The following is a 16,941-nucleotide window of genomic DNA, read 5'->3' as shown; positions in this document are numbered from 1 at the left end:
CGCCGCGTCACGATTTGCGCGGGTGAATTTCCGACCCTCGCAAGAAGGGTCGAACGAGATCAGAACGCTTCGGCGTTAACCGACATCATTGTGTCCGAGCCGGTCGAGATTCTGGCAAGATGAGCTGCCGTTTCCGGCATTGTTCGTTCCATGAAGAAAGTCCCGAAGGCGATCTTGTTCTCGAGCCAGCTGGCCTTGTCGCCAGCACCGTTGGACAGCTGCTCCTTCGACGCCTTGGCAATCTGGGCCCACATGTAACCAAGAGCCACCAACCCGAAGAGATGCATATAGTCAACCGAACCGGCTCCGGCATTGTCGGGGTTTTTGGTGGCATTATTCATGAACCACATCGTGGCGGCCTGCAGATCGTCGACACCTTTTTTCAGCGGAGCGGTGAAACCTGCCAGGTCTTCATTGTCCTTGTTTTCCTTCAGGAACGTGTTGACCTCGTTGAAAAAGCTCATGATTGCCCGGCCACCGTTCGCCGGCAGCTTCCGGCCGACGAGATCAAGTGCCTGAATTCCGTTTGCCCCCTCATAGATCATGGCAATACGGGCATCGCGGACGAACTGCTCCATGCCCCATTCGCCGATATATCCATGGCCGCCATACATCTGTTGTGCGTTGACCGCATTGGCGAACCCCGTGTCGGTAAGCACGCCCTTCAGAACCGGGGTCATCAAGCCCATCATGTCGTCGGAAAACTGTTTCGATGCGTCGTCGTCCGAGCGATGCGAAACATCGCCGTGAAGCGCAGTCCAGATCACAAGCGCCCTTGCCGCTTCGTTGAACGAGCGGATCGACATCAGCGTCCGGCGCACATCCGGGTGTACGATAATGGGATCTGCCGCCTTGTCGGGGTTCTTGGGGCCGGTAAGCGCACGACCCTGCAAACGGTCGGTGGCATAGGTGGCGGCGTTTTGATAGGCGACTTCCGATTGCGAAAGACCTTGAACGGCGACGCCAAGACGCGCTTCGTTCATCATGGTGAACATGGCCCTCAGGCCCTTGTTCTCTTCGCCCACCAGCCAACCGGTCGCGTCGTCGTAGTTCATTACGCAGGTTGCGTTGCCGTGAATACCCATCTTGTGTTCGATGGATCCGCAGGAAACGCCATTATTGTCACCCACCGACCCGTCTTCGCCGACATGATTGCGCGGCACAACAAACAGCGAAATTCCCTTCGTTCCATCCGGTGCACCTTCAATACGTGCAAGCACAAGGTGAATGATGTTTTCAGCCATGTCGTGTTCGCCGGCCGAGATGAATATCTTGGTTCCGGAGATCTTGTATGAGCCATCGTCCTGGGGAACCGCCTTGGTGCGGATCAGACCAAGATCGGTGCCACAATGGGGTTCTGTCAGGTTCATGGTGCCGGTCCAGGTTCCGGCGATCATGTTCGGCAGATATGTCTGTTTCTGGTCATCCGTACCGTGCAGCGTCAATGCCGCGACTGCACCGGCCGTCAGTCCGGGATACATGGAAAAGGCCATGTTTGCGGACGATGCGAATTCATTGAAAATGGTCGCAAGTGTATGAGGCAGGCCCTGACCGCCATAGTCGGGATCAGCTGCAAGAGTGCCCCAGCCGTTCTCGCAGAAAGCACGGTAGGCCTCTCCAAATCCTTTGGGCGTTGTTACGGTTCCATCTTCATTGCGTGTACAGCCTTCCTGGTCACCGCTCTGATTGAGGGGTTGAAGCACCTCCTCGGCAAACTTGCCGCCTTCTCGCAGGATCGCTTCCACAAGATCCAAAGGGGCGTCTCTGAAGCCCGGAAGGTTGGAATAGCGTTCGTACCCGAACACGTCCTTTAAGAGGAAGAGTGTGTCATCGACGGGTGCTGTATAACTCGGCATGGAAATCCTCCCAGATTTGCCGGAATGCAATGTGAGCTTACGTTTCCGTAAACGTCATCTTGAGGTTTATATACGCGTCTTGATTCCGTCCGGCAAGTGGTGTCCCAAGGGAAGGCATGACAAAAAAATACGCCCAAAACATGCTAATTGGAATGACTTTGAGGGTTCCTCAGCACAGATCTGTGTTTTGTTGACGTAATTTTGAGGTCATCGCGACCTCCATCCATCCCAAGGACACAGGCACCGATGAGAGCGAATTGGCAAAGTCTAGGATCAAAGGAACGGATTGCCGTATGCCCAAGATTGATTGGATCACGCTGAAATGCCGGGACCCGGAAGCGCAACGGCGCTTTTACTGCGATGTCCTTGGAATGAAGGAGCAGGGGGACGGCACTGTCGGCTATGGCAAGGAAGAGGCAGGCTTAAAGTTCGAGCAGGCAGCGACTGCCTATTGCGGATCTAGCGAAGACCTATATTGGAAAATTGCCTTGTCCATACCGGATCTTGATCTGGCTAGCCGGCAGCTCGCCGAAAAAGGCGTGCGGGTCGGAGCACCTGAGCAATTTGGCGATATTGGCTATCTGGCACACTTCAAGGACCCTGAGGGGTTTCCGGTCGAGCTGATTGCACACTGTTTCAAGGGTGAGCGTAGCCTCAAGGAAACAGAGGCGGGCAAACTTGGGGGCGGTCCGGCCCTGAACCTTTTGACACTGCGCTGCCGGGAAACAGCGACAATGTTTGAAAGTTGTGACGCCCTCGGCATGAAGCTGCTGGCGACCATGCCGGTAGAAGCACATGGTTTCACGCTCTATTTCTTTGCTTTTACTGAGGAAGACCCGCCGTCATCGGATCCATTGGCACTCCAAAACCGCAGTTGGCTCTATCAACGGCCCTATACCGTCCTGGAATTCCAGCACCGTCCGTCACTTGAAGCAGCCAGGCTTCCAGGTGCCGGACAGGCCGGTTATCGAGAAACTGTTGTAACTGGTCTGGATAAGAGCCTTGTGGCGAACGTGTTTCGCGTTCGCGGGTCTTAAGTTCACGTTCGCTTCCAGCGGACTTACTGATAAGTCTTCTTCGGAAGCTTTTTTGCACCGCGCCGATAGGGAGGCCGCTTTGTCACAAGTTGTGCTTACAGTACTGTATCCTTGGCCGATCAACGCCGAGAAATTCAATGCCGACTATGAAGCTCATCTGGATTTGCTGCATGAGAAGGCGAGGATCCCTTCAGGTCCGAAACCTTACTCCGTGGTGAGGTTCCTGGCAGGGCCCGATGGCAATCCGCCCTTTTACCAGAGCTTTACAATGGCATTTCCATCAGCCCAGGCACTACAGGAAGCCATGTCGACAGTCGGAATGCAGGAAGTCGCGGCTGACGCTGAACGCATCTCGACCGGTGGCAAGCCGACAATCCTGATCGGCGAGCCAAAACACTAGAAGCTCATGTGCACAGAGCCGCAATAGCTGAGCGGTCGAGCCTCGATCAAGACGGAACTAGGAAAAACCGCCGGCCAAAGGCTCGGCGGTTTCCAACATCGTCTGAAGCTTTGAGCCTTAGGCTTCTTCGGCTTCTTTCTGCTTGAGCATCCCGGAAACGATCTCGACGGTCCGGGACAATTCCTCGATAGCCTGTTCGATGTCTTTGCGTTGCTCTTCAAGAACGGTGATCTGTTCATTGAACTTTGACAGCGCCACACGCAGCTGCGTGACCTGACCGTCGCGCAGGTCATAAAGATCAAGCATGTCCCGGATTTCGGACAGGGAGAAGCCGACGCTCTTGCCCATCAGAACCAGTTTGAGGCGTGCACGGTCGCGGCGGTTATAGATCCGGTTCAAGCCATCGCGTTTCGGATTCAGCAGTCCCTTGTCTTCATAGAAACGCAGGGTCCGCAATGTGCAGTCGAATTCCTTGGCCAGATCGCCGATGGTGAATTGCGTTTTCTTGGTGCTGTCATCATTTGCAGAGACAACGTCAACCAGATCGTCTTCGTTGAGGATCGAAAGCGCTTCGCTCATAGCAGTTTGTACTCTTCAGTGTCGCCGTTTACCGGCTCATTGTTGATGCTTTTTCGAATGTCGCCCTGCAGAATAGATCCGCGGTGCGATCTCAGGTGACGTCCGGAAGACGGGTTGAGACGGGTCACAGGATCAAACCCCTGTTGACACTTTCGTTCCCAAAAAACCATCCGCTCAAGCTGTCAGCCTGATTTATGGCGCACTCTTTACCTTACGTTTGCGTCAAGGTCCAGTCGCGTAAGGTCATCCGGCAAAAAAACGTTAACGGCCGTTTAGGCGATTCGGCACGAATCCTTGGTTTGTCCTCAGTCTTTTCAATCGAAAACAGTCGGTTTTCGCATTTAGCAAGGCCGATTAACGCCCTGTTTACCCTAAGTCTACAAAGTCTTTCAAAACGCTGCGCTTGTCCCGTCTTATGACGGATTCCCGGTGCAGCCTGCTCCATCAGCGGCCTGAATGGCCGTAAGCCCAGGGTCAAGATATGCCGGCTTGGAAGAAAAACGAGGCAGGACGCCGCGGTCGTGATGTGTATGAGAGCGACGACTATTACGACGCTCCCCGCCGCGAGCATGCAAGTAGCAGAATTGAACGGCTGACACGCACTGCGACCGCCTTGGGCAACCGATATGATTCACAGATGGTCGATGAGCGGGACGAGGATCTCGACGCTGTAGCAGATGAACTGGATCGTCTCCTGTCGGACCAGGACCGCACGGTTGGCAGGCCCGGAAGAGCCGCTGGCAAGCCTCGCCGGACCACCCGTCCGGCGCCGCGCCGTCAATCCCGTGCACCTGAACCCGGCCTGGATGATGTCATGGGAGCACTGGACCGGCTGGACGAGCAGGTGCAGGGGCTTTCAGGATATGAGGCACCGTCGGATCCTTATCGCGATGCCCCGCGTCCGCAGCGCCGGCCGGGCCGATACGCCATGGACGCGCTTCGCGAAGAAGAAGCATATTATCATCACGAAGACGATGACGATGGCTACGTCGACGACCTTGATTATGGTCACGAACCTGTCCGCCGTCGCGGAGGACATCCGCAGCGCGACGCCTCCATGCATATTTACAAGGATCTTGGCCGTCGTATCGACGCATTGAGAGCTCCGCATGAGCAGGCGTTGAACCAGGTGCGCGAGGAACTGGGTTCACTGCGGGATGCGCTCGGTGGAATTTCGCGTGGTACCAGCGAAACGGTTGGCCGGCAGAACGCAGAACTTCGGCGTCTGTCCGACATGGTCGAACGTATGCGCGCCGACAAACGGAACGACTTGCTTGCAAAAGAGATTCGCAAGGAAGTTGCCGACCTGAAATCGATGGTTGGCCGCACAAATGTTGAAGGTGCACTGGAAACGCTAGAGCACGGCTATGCGCACATTCTGCAGCGTCTTGATGAGCTGTCCCGGGCATCCGTTGACCCGAGAGTGTTGCGCGGTGTCACCGCGCGTCTGAATGAAATTGAAGACGCTTTTGCGGCCCTGCCGCGGTCAGAACACATGGTGGTGCTTGAGGACCGCGTCGTAAGCATTGCTGAGCGTATGGAAGAATTGCTTCAGCGCAAAGGCCACGCCGAAATCGAGCCGCTACGGGCAGAGCTGCGTGAAGTCCGCGGGTTCGTTGAGCAGATCGACATCAAAGGCCTTGTCGAGGGCATCGACGACAGGATGAAGTTCGTCTCTGGGCGGCTGGATGATCTTGAGGTGCTTGCGCGCGAGCAGCGCGGTCTCGACAGTCGTCTTTCCGCAATGGAAGAGCGCATGCCGGAGCCGGAAACCATTTCCCGGCTCCAGGGGCGACTTGAAGATATTGTCGGCATGATGTCCGACGACAGGGCAGCGCCAGCCAACCACGAACATCTGTCTCAGGTCGACAGACGCCTGAACGACATTGTCGACCGGTTGGAACGCATGGAACAGGCTCCGTTGCCGGCAACCGACACTGGAGCGTTTCAGTCGCTGGAAAACCGACTTGAAACAATATCCGGCAAGATCGACGCCATTGAAAAGAAAGCGTCCCGCCCTGTGCCCGTTCTGGATGCGGCCAATATGCGTGCAGGTGGCGCAGGCGGTCATGATGACAAGTTCATGATCCAGCTTCAGGATCGGCTGAACGATCTGACTGCGCGTCTCGATCAGCCGACGGAGGGCGTTACCACATCCGATCTGGACAAGCTGCGCGAAGAAATCGGTGCAATGCGTGCCTCAGTTGAGGCTCCGGGCTCCACGGAAGCCCTGGAAAAACGTATTTCCGACCTGGCTCAGATTGTCTCCAAAGGAGGGGACGGAGCTGACGACAGCCGTTTCGATCAACTGAGCTCGAAAGTGGCTGCTCTGGCAGAGCAGATTGAAAACACCTCTGTGAATGCAGCCAATGGCGATCACCTGTCTCCTGTGCTGGAACGCATCGAGAAAGGCCTTGAGCAAAGCCGCGACGACATTGCCGGGATCGCCAGGCAGGCGGCTGCCGAGGCAATTGCGACGACGCCAGCGCCGAAAAACGAGCAATATGACCAAGCCATCAATGCTTTGCAGGGGGACCTGAGGCAACTTCTCGATGCAGCTGAGGGCAGCGAGGAGCGCACGCGCAATACATTTGATGGCGTCAAATCCGTTCTCGGATCCTTGACCGAACGTCTGGATAACCTGGAACGTACGGAAGCGCAGGATCAGGGCGCGCCCATGCGCGAGCCTGCAGGTGCAAGAGCCGCAGCTGAGTTTTCACCACTCACGCTTGACGACACGTCGACGCTTTTCTCAGGACCTTCAAAACCAAAGCTAAGCGAACCGCCTCAAGCCGAATTTGCCGCCAAGGCCGAAGAAAAGGCCAGCCCGGAAGAACGGGCGCGGGACCGCAAGGCAGACTTTATTGCCGCTGCCCGGCGCGCTGCACAGGCAGCCTCTGCTGAAGCAGCCCAGCTTGAAAAGAAACAGAAGAAAAACGCTGACCCAGACCCAGCCGATGAACAACGCGGCAAGGCGCGTGTCGGCTGGCTCCGCAATGTGTTGAAACGCGACAAGTCCGCGGCACCGGTCGAGGATAAGGACGAACAGCTCGACGAGCTGGAACTTGGCACTGAGGATATCGCCGACCGGGACTTCGAAGCGCAGGATACCACTGTGCTGCCGGGCGACCGGCCTGCACCTGAGACCCCTCAAGGGTCCGGTTTCCGCCGCCGCGCCATTCTCTATGCGGCAGCAGCTGTGGTTCTGGTTCTCGGTATTCAGGTCTACAGGATTGCAACGACGTCCTCAGATGAGGGCAATCAGCTTGCCGCTGTACCCCAGGAAACACAGGAGAGTGTTGAAACACCTCCGGTATCGGCACAAGCAGATGCCGTTGCTGCACCGGCAACGTCGGTCGCAGATGCGGCTGCTACACCTGATGAGGGCGACCCACCCGCGGTCGCGACCCGCTCGGCGGGTGAGGCGCCAGCAGCAGCACCTCCCGCCGAAGCAAATTCGGTGCAACCTGAAGTGCCCGAGATAGCAGCTGCAACACCGGCTCCGGCTGCAGCGACACCGGCTGCCGCACCTCAGAGCGTTCAGAGCGCAGTTTCAGAAGGACCGATGTCCGCTGATGCAGAACTCGCCTTTGCACCGCCAGCAGGTGTTGCCGGCAGTTTCGGTCAGCAGGCTGTCGATAACTCAACGGGCTTCAAACCGACACCCCCTTCGGCAAGCGACACTGCAAACGCGCCTTCCGCGCTCATCGCAAGTCTGCCGCCTGAAGGGGTCGGACCGATGGCACTGCGCAGTGCGGCAGCCAGCGGCAATCCCGCGGCTGAGTTCCTTGTGGGCGTGAAATATACGGAAGGTAACGGTGTTCCGGCCGACCTTTCAAAGGCCGCGACCTGGTACCAGAAAGCCGCCGACAAAGGTCTGGCTCCGGCGCAGTACCGTCTTGCCAGCCTTTATGAAAAAGGCCGTGGTGTCGACAAGGATCTGCCGAAGGCAAAGGCCTGGTACGTCAAGGCGGCTGAAGCCGGCAACGCAAAGGCCATGCACAACCTTGCGGTTCTCTTTGCCGAAGGCGGCGGCGAGCAGCCTGATTATGCGGCAGCTGCCAAGTGGTTTGAGCAGGCAGCCAATTTCGGCGTGAAAGACAGCCTGTTCAATCTCGGCATTCTTTATGCCGGAGGGATCGGCGTCGATAAGGATCTGGTTGCCAGTTACAAATGGTTTGCAATCGCTGCTGACCAAGGAGATCCGGAGGCGGCAAAGCGACGTGACGATGTCGCCAACATGATGGATCAGGAAACGCTGGCAAATGCCCGCCTCGCGGTTGAGAGTTTCAGGCTGGAAACGCCGAATCCAGCGGCAAACAAGGTCACCATGGAACAAGGGTGGGCCGACAATGCATCGCTTCCTGCAGCACAGGCGGCTGTTAAGGCCGTCGACAACACGGCGATGGTTCGCGAAGCGCAGGACAAGCTGAATTATCTCGGTTTCGACACCGGCACACCAGACGGTCAGATGGGGCCACGCACCAGAAGTGCCATTCGCGCATTTCAGCGTAGCCTTGGACTTCCGGAGACCGGTGAAGTGGACAGCAAGCTTATCGACGAACTCAAGAGCCAGGCGATCTAATCGGGAACTTTACCGTTTCCGCCAGAAACTGGCCTAAAAAAGCTCTATCGAACCGAAGAAGCCTGTTGCCCGGTTGACACACCGGGCAGCACGGGTCTTTAACCAATTTAATGTAATTGATACGCAGTTTTACCTGCAATCTGTCCCGGCGTTGACCCTGTGCAATTATACCTGCCTATAGCCGAAATACCGGTCAATATCTTCGTGATATTTGCCATGGGTGGGGCAGTGGGTTTTCTCTCTGGTCTTTTTGGCATCGGTGGCGGCTTCCTGCTGACGCCTTTGTTGATTTTCTCCGGCATTCCGCCCGCGGTTTCCGTGGCAACTGTGACGACACAGGTCGTGGCGTCCTCTGCTTCGGCAGTGGTAACCTATTGGCGACGAAAAGCGATCGATTTCAAACTGGCGGGCATATTGCTGGCGGGAGGTGTTTTCGGCTCGCTGATTGGCGTAATTCTGTTCGACGTGCTGCAATCCGTCGGGCAGCTGGATCTCGTCATTTCGCTGTCTTACGTGACCTTTCTGGGCGCAATCGGCGGCTTGATGCTGTTTGAATCCGTGCGCGCGATCCGCCGCCGCAAATCCGGGTCCGCGCCAAGTGCGCGCAGGCCCGGTCAGCACAATTGGATTCATGGCCTGCCGCTCAAGGTTCGGTTCAGACGGTCGAAGCTCTATGTCAGTGTGATCCCGGTTGTTGGCCTTGGTGCGATCATAGGCTTCCTGGGAACGATCCTCGGCATTGGTGGCGGGTTCATGATGGTCCCGGCGCTGATTTACCTGCTAAGGGTCCCGACCAGTATTGTCATCGGAACATCGCTGTTCCAGATCCTGTTCACGATGGCGGCGGCGACGATTTTCCATTCCATGGGAACCAAGACGGTCGATATCGTCCTGGCGCTCACACTGATGATTGGCGGTGTGATCGGCGCACAATTTGGCGCGCGCATGGGGCAGAACCTGCGCGGTGATCAACTGCGTCTGTTGCTTGCGTTGCTGGTTCTGGGTGTTGGATTGCGCTTTGCCGTCGACCTTTTGCTTGTTCCGGATGATTTCTATTCCATCGCGATCCGCAAGGGGGCCGGGTCATGATGCGCCTGGTTCTTCTGCTGTCCCTGATGCTGTTCCCGGTTGGTGTGCACGCGCAGAACCCTTCGAACGAAGATCTGGTCACGGCGCTTTCCTCCGATGTTGTGTCGATCCAGTCCAACTTCACAGGAACTGAAATCGTCATATTCGGACAGGCAAGCCATATTGCCCGTCAGCCGAACGACCCGAGCGGCTATGAATTGGCGATTGTCGTTGAAGGACCGCCGCAGGACATCACCACTCGTCGAAAAGGCCGGTTTCTGGGGGTCTGGGTCAATCGGGAGGCCGAGCGTTTCCAGGCCGTACCGTCCTTTTATGCGGTGGCGAGTTCGGTCGATATCGGACTAATGGCCGACAGGACTGTCCTTGATGAACTTGGCATCGGTCTCAACCACATCAATCTGGCGGTTTCGGGTGTCTCGAACGTGCCGCTCTCTGATCGTGACGACTTTCGAAAGGCGTTTGTTCGTCTGCGTCAGGAGGCCGGGCTCTATTCGGAACAGGAAACATCGATCGAGTTTCTCACCCATACGATGTTCCGCACCAACATTCCTCTACCGGCAAACATCCCGGTTGGAGACTACAAGGTAAAAAGTTTCCTCTTCCACCACGGAGAGGTCGTCTCGCAAACCGAAGAAAGCCTCGCGGTCGCCAAGATCGGTTTTGAGCAAATTACGTTCGAACTCGCCCAGAACTACCCGTTCTTCTACGGTGTGCTGGCGGTCATGCTGGCGATTTTCACCGGTTGGCTCGCAGGTGTGATTTTCCGCAAAGACTAGGGTCGGCACCCTGATTTCGAGATGGCAGAGCGCCACTTGGGGCTGGCGCTGTTGTCTATCATCGTTATTCTTCGGTGCCGGTGGAACATCCAGAAGCGCGTGGGGCCCAGATGAGTGATGAACCTTCGACTGAAACATCGGGTGGCATGGATGCCAACTCAAATCCGTCGGTTGATGCCAGGGTAATCGACATAGCCATCCGGCTTGGTGTTTTGGGGCTGTTTGCCTATTTTTCTCTGCAGTTGATAGCACCTTTCTTTCTGTTTTTGCTTTGGGCAGTGGTTCTGACCGTGGCGCTATACCCGGTTTACGCCTGGTTGGCCGGCAAGCTTGGTGGACGCAAGATACTCTCAGCCGTGTTGCTCACGCTGTTTTGCCTCGCCGTTGTCATTGGGCCGGTTGCTGTGTTGGTCGTCAGCCTTGTTGAAACCTTGCAGTCCTGGTTTGAAGCGGTGTCGGGCGGCAAACTGAATTTGCCCACGCTGCCGGAGCGGATCGCAGGCCTCCCTCTGGTCGGTGAGAAGATTGCCGAGTTCTGGGGGTTGGCGCAGCGCAGTCTTGAACTGTTTCTGACAAAGGTTGGGCCGATGCTCGTTCCCGCCGGCAGCCGTATCTTGTCCGTGCTGGCCTCCCTGAGTGGAAGCGTCCTCTTCTTTGTCGTGTCGATCATACTGGCCGGATGCCTTTTCGTACCCGGGCCCTCGCTGGCCAAGGGGGCGAAGCGTTTTGCGGACAGGATCATCGCGCCGCGCGGTGCGGAATTTGTGGATCTTGCAGGCGCAACCATCCGCAATGTCTCTCGCGGTGTCATCGGCGTTGCCGTCATTCAGGGACTTCTGACGGGCGTTATTCTAATCGCATTTTCAGTGCCGCTTGCGGGTATTCTGACTTTCGTTGCGCTCGTGCTTTGCATTGTCCAGATAGGGCCTGCGCTGGTCATCCTGCCGACAATCATCTGGGCATGGAGTGCCTGGGATCTTGTGCCGGCGCTTCTCTTCACGGTGCTGATGGTTCCGGTCATGCTCGTCGACAATGTTCTCAGGCCCATCCTGATGTCACGGGGCCTGGATACGCCCATGCTGATCATATTGATCGGTGTCCTGGGCGGAACGATTGCCCACGGTTTGTTGGGGCTCTTTCTCGGGCCTGTCGTGTTGGCTGTGTTTTATGAATTGGTGATCGCTTGGGTGAAAGTAGGTGAAGAGGAAAACACACCTGAGGCGTAAACAACCTGTTGCTGGGAATTTGGTTTTGAGGGCGACCATATGAGCAAAGAGCTCGACAGTTTTGTGCGCAAGGAGCTGCGCAAGAACGTAATCCTGATTGTCGTTGTGATCGCCGTTCTGATTTTCGCCGGCTATCGCTTGCTATGATGCGAACAGAAAACAGCTCCGCCTGGTTATTGGCGCAGTTTCTCAACGAGCCGATCGGCTTCGACGCCGAGAAATGATGGATCCGACACATCTATCAATGGCAACCCATAACGCGTTGCCGCTTCAACAATGTTGTCGTTGTCTGTAAGTGAGCGCCGAATGAATTTCTCTATCAACTGTTTCGTTGGCTCATCCTGATCCGAATAGAGACTTTCAGCTTCCATGCGCTGCCTCAGAAATGCATTGCTCGCATAAAGCCCGACTGTGAGGGTGCGGGGTAGTTGCATTTCGGCAATGAATTCCGGGCGAAGTGCCGATCCCTCAATCACACACCCTGAACCCGATTGACTGGCGGTGCTGATCCTGTCTTTGAGGTGCGGCCACATGTTTTCATGATGAACTCGCAGAAACCAGTAAATAGTTTCCTCTGACAGTTTCGAATAAAATTCGGCGACCTGTTTCCTGACACTGGGCCAAGGTCTGCCCGGATGCCTTCCCATTTTGTCCGTGGATAGAGCGGGCCAGCCAAGGTCTTTGCCGATACGTGTTGCAAGAGTAGATTTTCCGGCGTGAGATGTGCCGAAAATCAGCAAGGTGGAGTAAGTGTTGGTCACTCTTTGATCGTCAGTCTGCGACAAGCCGCGACGCTGTGAACGGAAACAGTCGGTCGTTGCCCAACATGAAGACAGAAAATTTCCTGCGCTGGAAAATCAAGGCGTATGCCTCGTCGGTCACATTAAGGCCACCCGTCAATGCACCGAACGCGGGCAAAATCAGGCGGGTGCCATCTGTTGCAAAGCAGGCTCGACGGATCGAGCGTCCAAACCGCCGCACTCTGGCGGCGGGGTGCAAGTGACCACAGACCTCACCCACGGCGTCGACCGCTCCAACACCTTCGATCGGCTCATGCCGAAAGGTCAAAGGTCCGATGGCAACATCGTCGACTGTTTCACCGCAAAGCCGGACGGGAGCCACCGGGTCATGATTGCCTGTGACCCAGATCCATTCCCGTCCGAGTTGCAATGTTGTCAGCATGGCACGGTATGGGGCGGGCAGGCGGTCCGATCCGTCCGGATCATGAAAACTGTCGCCGAGGCAGATCACACGGGCAGGATCGAAAGCATCGATAACACCTGCGAGTTTTTCCAGCGTGACGCCAGTGTCGTAAGGCGGCAGCATGATGCCGCGCCGGGCATAGCTGGAGCCTTTTTCAAGATGCAGGTCGGCCACAACGAGGGTTGCCTCATCCGGCCACCACAAAACGCCGCTGTCGTGGAGACCCACCAGTTGTCCATTGATCTGAATGTCATGACACACCGGCGCAGCTGTGTATTTGCGCAAATGTGACGTGAGTGCACTCATTCCATGGCCTCCAGAACCAGCTCCTCTGCCGTCTCTTCCAATAGCGAATCCATCGCTTCCCCGTAGACCGGTTCCTTGCCTATTTCCAGGAGAATGGGCACGGCGAGTGGAGAGACGTGCTCAAGGCTAGTATGCGTGATTCGTCCCTGAATACGTGTGAGAAGTTCCCCCAGACGCGAGATATCCAAAAGTCCTTCCGCCGCATCGTTCCAGGTTGCTTTCAGCAAGACGTGATCCGGTTCATGAGCGCGCAGAACATCATAGATCAAGTCAGTCGATACGGTGACCTGCCTGCCGGATTTCTCTTTGCCCGGATGCCGGCGCTCAATGAGGCCGGCGATCACCGCACAGTTGCGAAACGTGCGTTTCATCAGACTGGATTCAGCCAGCCACGCATCAAGATCGTCGCCCAGAATGTCTTGTTCGAACAACTTTTCCAGCGGGATCTTTCCTGACGAAAACAGAAGCGACAGGTCGCCAAGACCCCAAATGGACAGCGCATAGTCGTTCGCAACAAATCCCATGGGTCTTGCGCCCATCCGCTCTAGCCGTTTGGTGAGCAGCATGCCGAGCGTCTGGTGCGCCAAACGGCCTTCGAACGGATAGCAGACCATGTAATGCTTGTTGGATCTGGGGAAGGTCTCGACCAGCAATCCGTCCTTGGCTGGCAGCACGGACTTGTCGCGCTGGATCTCCAGCCAGTCGCGCACCTGATGCGGCAACTCTTTCCAGGAAGGCGGATCTGCAAGCATCGCTCTGACCCCTTCGGCCAGATACGTGGAGAGCGGAAATTTGCCGCCCATATAGGACGGGATCATCGGGTTTTCGCTTTTCGACCGGGAAACATAGGCCTCGGTTTCCTTGATACCTTCGAAACGGACGATCTCTCCGCCGAACAGGAATGTGTCGCCCGGTGTCATCTGGTCGATGAAATACTCCTCGATTTCTCCCAGAATTCGACCACCACGCCCGACAGGCGTGCGCCGGCCATCGGCCTTCGACCGAACCAACCGCACCTTCAGCTTGGGAGCCTCGACAATCGTGCCGACATTCAGCCGGTATTGCTGCGCAATCTTCGGGTGCGAAATGCGCCAGAGTCCATCCTTCGCCTTGCGCAGCTTTGCGTATTGTTCATAGCTTTTCAGCGCGTATCCACCAGTGGCAACAAAATCGAGCACCCGCTCGAAAGTCTCCCAGTCGAGTTGCCGATAGGTCTCCGAAGAACGGATTTCATCAAATATGGCAACCGCGTCCAGAGGATCGGCGCAGGCGAGGCCGAGCAGATGCTGGGCAAGAACGTCCAGGGCGCCCTTGCGCAGCGGAGGCGTGTCTTGCTCACCCCTTTTTGAAGCAGCAAGTGCCGCCTGGCATTCAAGCACCTCGAACCTGTTGGATGGAATCAAGATGGCCTTGGAGGGGTCGTCCATGCGGTGGTTGGCGCGCCCGATCCTCTGGGCAAGGCGGCTGGCTCCCTTCGGTGCGCCGATATTGATGACAAGATCGATGTCGCCCCAGTCGATGCCCATATCCAGGGAAGAGGTGGCAACAACCGCCCGCAGACCACCCGACGCCATTGCAGCCTCGACCTTGCGTCGCTGGCCGACATCCAGTGAACCGTGGTGAAGCGCGATCGGCAATGTATCCTCATTGATCCGCCACAGTTCCTGGAAAACCATCTCGGCCTGGCTGCGCGTGTTGACGAACAGCAGCGAAACATTGTGCGCCTTGATCATTTGGTAGATGTCAGGGATGGCGTAACGCGACGAATGACCCGACCAGGGAAGACGCTCTTCTGAATCGAGGATGGAAATATCCGGCTGGGCACCGCCGCTGACCTTAACCACATGCGACAAGTTTCGTTTTTCCGGATCGGTCTGATCGACAAGGTAGGCCTGAAGGTCTTCAGGCTCTGCCACTGTCGCGGACAAGCCGATTGTTCTCAGACCCGGTGCAAGGCGCCGCAACCGGGCAAGGCCCAGAGCCAGCAGATCGCCGCGCTTGGAAGTCACCAGCGCATGGAGTTCATCCAGGATGACCGTTTCAAGGGATCCGAACAGACGCGCGGACAACGGATCGGACAACAACAGAGCGATCTGCTCCGGGGTCGTCAGCAGAATGTCCGGTGGATTGAGTTTTTGTCTCTGGCGTTTGTGAGAAGGTGTGTCACCGGTCCGGGTTTCCAGCTTGATGGGCAGGCCCATTTCCGCGACCGGTGCTTCAAGATTACGGGCAATGTCAACGGCGAGCGCCTTGAGCGGTGAAATGTAAAGCGTGTGGATACCGCGTCCGGCCTGTCCGGGCTTGCGTTTGCCCTTTTGCTCCAGTTCCACCAGGCTCGGCAGGAACCCTGCAAGCGTTTTGCCTGCACCTGTTGGTGCGATCAATAGGGTGGAGTGACCTTGCTCCAGATGGTCGATCAGCTGCAATTGGTGCGCACGCGGCGCCCAACCGCGCGAGGCGAACCAGTTCTGGAAGCGGTTGGGTAGGAGTGGGGCATCCATGTCCCCGTTTTAGGATAGGCCGGAAAAAAAGGCGAGTGGTCCGCCCTTATTTGTTCAGCTTGTGTTCAGCTTCCCAATGGTCAATTCTCACTTAGAAATTTCGATTAGGAGGGTTACTTGAAATCGTTTGTTTTTATGGGGTTTTTGGCTGCAGGAGTGGTCTCGGGCCATGGCATCTCGGCTGCCTCGGAAAGTCTTGCTTATCAATGCAATCTCGGCGACGGTTTCGCATTCGTGCAAACGATCCCCGAAGAGGGGCGTGCAGTCTATCAAGGTGACACTGGTAACCTGAACCTTGTTCCGGACGGGCGCGGTGGATATTTCAATGACCTCGAGGAAGTGTCTTTTGCGGACCAAAACGGTCAGCCCGCGCTTTATCTCGGCGACGTTGCCTTTGCCTGCCAGCTGGCGGCTCCGCGCCCCACACGTAGTCAGACCCACGCGGGGGGCGCTGTCGGCGGAAATGAGACGCGCCTGAATGCTCAGGGTCAGTCGCTCGGTGGCAAACTTCGCGATGGGCCAGGCATGAATTTTCGCCAGACGGGAAGTCTTGCCGAAGGAACATGGATCACCATCCTGACAAACACTGGCGTTCGGTTTAACGGCTACGACTGGTTTGAAGTTGCAACTGACCGTGGACAGCGCGGTTTTCAGTGGGGCGGTATCATGTGCTCCTATGGCCAGCAGATCGCGGGCATTTTCGAGCAATGCGGTGCCCGGTCCGCACAGAACCCCCAGCAGGCTGCGAATGCTGCACAGCAATTGAATGTTCAGGGACAATCTCTTGGCGGAAAACTTCGTGGCGGTCCGGGAACCAACTATGCACAGGTTGGAAGTCTGACCGAGGGAACCTGGGTCACGATCCTCAGAAACACCGGCGTTCGGTTTGACGGTTATGACTGGTTTGAAGTTGCGACCGATCGTGGCCAGCGCGGTTTCCAGTGGGGTGGCATAATGTGCTCCAACGGACAGCAAATATCAGGCATTTTTCAGCAATGTGGCAGTCAGCCTCCGCAGCAACCGGTGCAAAACAGGTCAACCGGCTCAGCCGGCGGCTGGATGGCGTTCGCGCTCGCGCCGAACGGCGCGTACGGTCACGGAGCTGCACCAACACAGGCCGGAGCCGAGCAGTTCGCCATGAACTATTGTGGTGGGCCGCAATGCCGGATCGCCGACACAACGCAGGCCAGATGTCACGCGCTTGCGATCGCTCCCGGCAGCAACGGTATCGGAGCAGGAGAGAGTGAGCAGGCGGCCCAGGGTTTTGCGATGGGGTGGTGCGCCAACAACGGCGCCTCCAACTGCCGGATCGAATACACCTATTGTCAGTAGTCTTGAATTCCAGGCGGTTTTCGGACTGCTTGGATATGGCTTTGACAAAAG

At 56.7% G+C, this 16,941-nt stretch carries 12 protein-coding genes; 7 read left to right on the top strand and 5 right to left on the bottom strand.

Annotated elements, in window-relative coordinates:
* Nucleotides 1–59: 59 nt before the first annotated feature.
* Entirely contained in the window at nt 60–1,856 is a 1,797-nt protein-coding gene (locus K1718_RS21545) for an acyl-CoA dehydrogenase C-terminal domain-containing protein (protein ID WP_265680900.1), read from the bottom strand.
* A 293-nt stretch (nt 1,857–2,149) separates the two neighbouring features.
* Here K1718_RS21545 and K1718_RS21540 point away from each other — a divergent pair, with 293 nt between their 5' ends.
* Nucleotides 2,150–2,893: a VOC family protein gene (locus K1718_RS21540; RefSeq protein WP_265680901.1), complete on the top strand. Its 744-nt coding sequence runs from the start codon at nt 2,150–2,152 to the stop codon at nt 2,891–2,893.
* 79 nt (nt 2,894–2,972) lie between these two features.
* Complete coding sequence (locus K1718_RS21535) at nt 2,973–3,293, top strand: EthD family reductase (protein WP_152502905.1); 321 nt, start codon at nt 2,973–2,975, stop codon at nt 3,291–3,293.
* A 117-nt stretch (nt 3,294–3,410) separates the two neighbouring features.
* Here the strand turns inward: K1718_RS21535 and K1718_RS21530 are convergent, their stop codons facing one another.
* On the bottom strand, nt 3,411–3,872 hold the full coding sequence (locus tag K1718_RS21530) for a MerR family transcriptional regulator (RefSeq protein ID WP_152502904.1): 462 nt from the start codon (nt 3,870–3,872) through the stop codon (nt 3,411–3,413).
* 481 nt (nt 3,873–4,353) lie between these two features.
* Between K1718_RS21530 and K1718_RS21525 the strand changes: the two genes are divergently transcribed.
* The 4 genes from K1718_RS21525 to K1718_RS21510 all read left to right on the top strand — a co-directional run bounded on the left by K1718_RS21525 (nt 4,354) and on the right by K1718_RS21510 (nt 11,548).
* The gene (locus tag K1718_RS21525) at nt 4,354–8,457 is read left to right on the top strand and encodes a peptidoglycan-binding protein (RefSeq protein ID WP_265680902.1); all 4,104 of its coding nucleotides are present in this window, start codon (nt 4,354–4,356) and stop codon (nt 8,455–8,457) included.
* A gap of 159 nt (nt 8,458–8,616) precedes the next feature.
* Complete coding sequence (locus K1718_RS21520) at nt 8,617–9,546, top strand: sulfite exporter TauE/SafE family protein (RefSeq protein ID WP_152502902.1); 930 nt, start codon at nt 8,617–8,619, stop codon at nt 9,544–9,546.
* Nucleotides 9,543–10,322 (top strand): TIGR02186 family protein, encoded by a 780-nt coding sequence (locus K1718_RS21515; protein WP_152502901.1) that lies wholly within the window; start codon nt 9,543–9,545, stop codon nt 10,320–10,322. The genes K1718_RS21520 and K1718_RS21515 overlap by 4 nt, the downstream gene beginning before the upstream one ends.
* Nucleotides 10,323–10,432: 110 nt before the next feature.
* Complete coding sequence (locus tag K1718_RS21510) at nt 10,433–11,548, top strand: AI-2E family transporter (protein ID WP_265680903.1); 1,116 nt, start codon at nt 10,433–10,435, stop codon at nt 11,546–11,548.
* Nucleotides 11,549–11,721: 173 nt separating this feature from the next.
* Here the strand turns inward: K1718_RS21510 and K1718_RS21505 are convergent, their stop codons facing one another.
* Genes K1718_RS21505 through K1718_RS21495 form a run of 3 tightly spaced genes read right to left on the bottom strand, consistent with a single transcriptional unit; the run spans nt 11,722 to nt 15,558 of the window.
* The gene (locus K1718_RS21505; protein WP_152502899.1) at nt 11,722–12,309 is read right to left on the bottom strand and encodes a hypothetical protein; all 588 of its coding nucleotides are present in this window, start codon (nt 12,307–12,309) and stop codon (nt 11,722–11,724) included.
* Nucleotides 12,310–12,319: 10 nt separating this feature from the next.
* Nucleotides 12,320–13,057, bottom strand: coding sequence for a ligase-associated DNA damage response endonuclease PdeM (gene pdeM / locus K1718_RS21500; RefSeq protein ID WP_152502898.1), 738 nt, complete (start codon nt 13,055–13,057; stop codon nt 12,320–12,322).
* Nucleotides 13,054–15,558, bottom strand: a complete 2,505-nt coding sequence (locus K1718_RS21495) for a ligase-associated DNA damage response DEXH box helicase (protein WP_265680904.1) — start codon at nt 15,556–15,558, stop codon at nt 13,054–13,056. The genes pdeM and K1718_RS21495 overlap by 4 nt, the downstream gene beginning before the upstream one ends.
* Nucleotides 15,559–15,675: 117 nt before the next feature.
* Here K1718_RS21495 and K1718_RS21490 point away from each other — a divergent pair, with 117 nt between their 5' ends.
* Nucleotides 15,676–16,890: a DUF4189 domain-containing protein gene (locus K1718_RS21490; protein WP_265680905.1), complete on the top strand. Its 1,215-nt coding sequence runs from the start codon at nt 15,676–15,678 to the stop codon at nt 16,888–16,890.
* Nucleotides 16,891–16,941 lie beyond the last annotated feature (51 nt).

This window comes from Roseibium porphyridii (genome assembly GCF_026191725.2).
Lineage (GTDB): Bacteria > Pseudomonadota > Alphaproteobacteria > Rhizobiales > Stappiaceae > Roseibium > Roseibium porphyridii.
The sequence above is the reverse complement of the archived record's forward strand: the minus strand, read 5'-3'. Positions and strand labels throughout refer to the sequence as shown.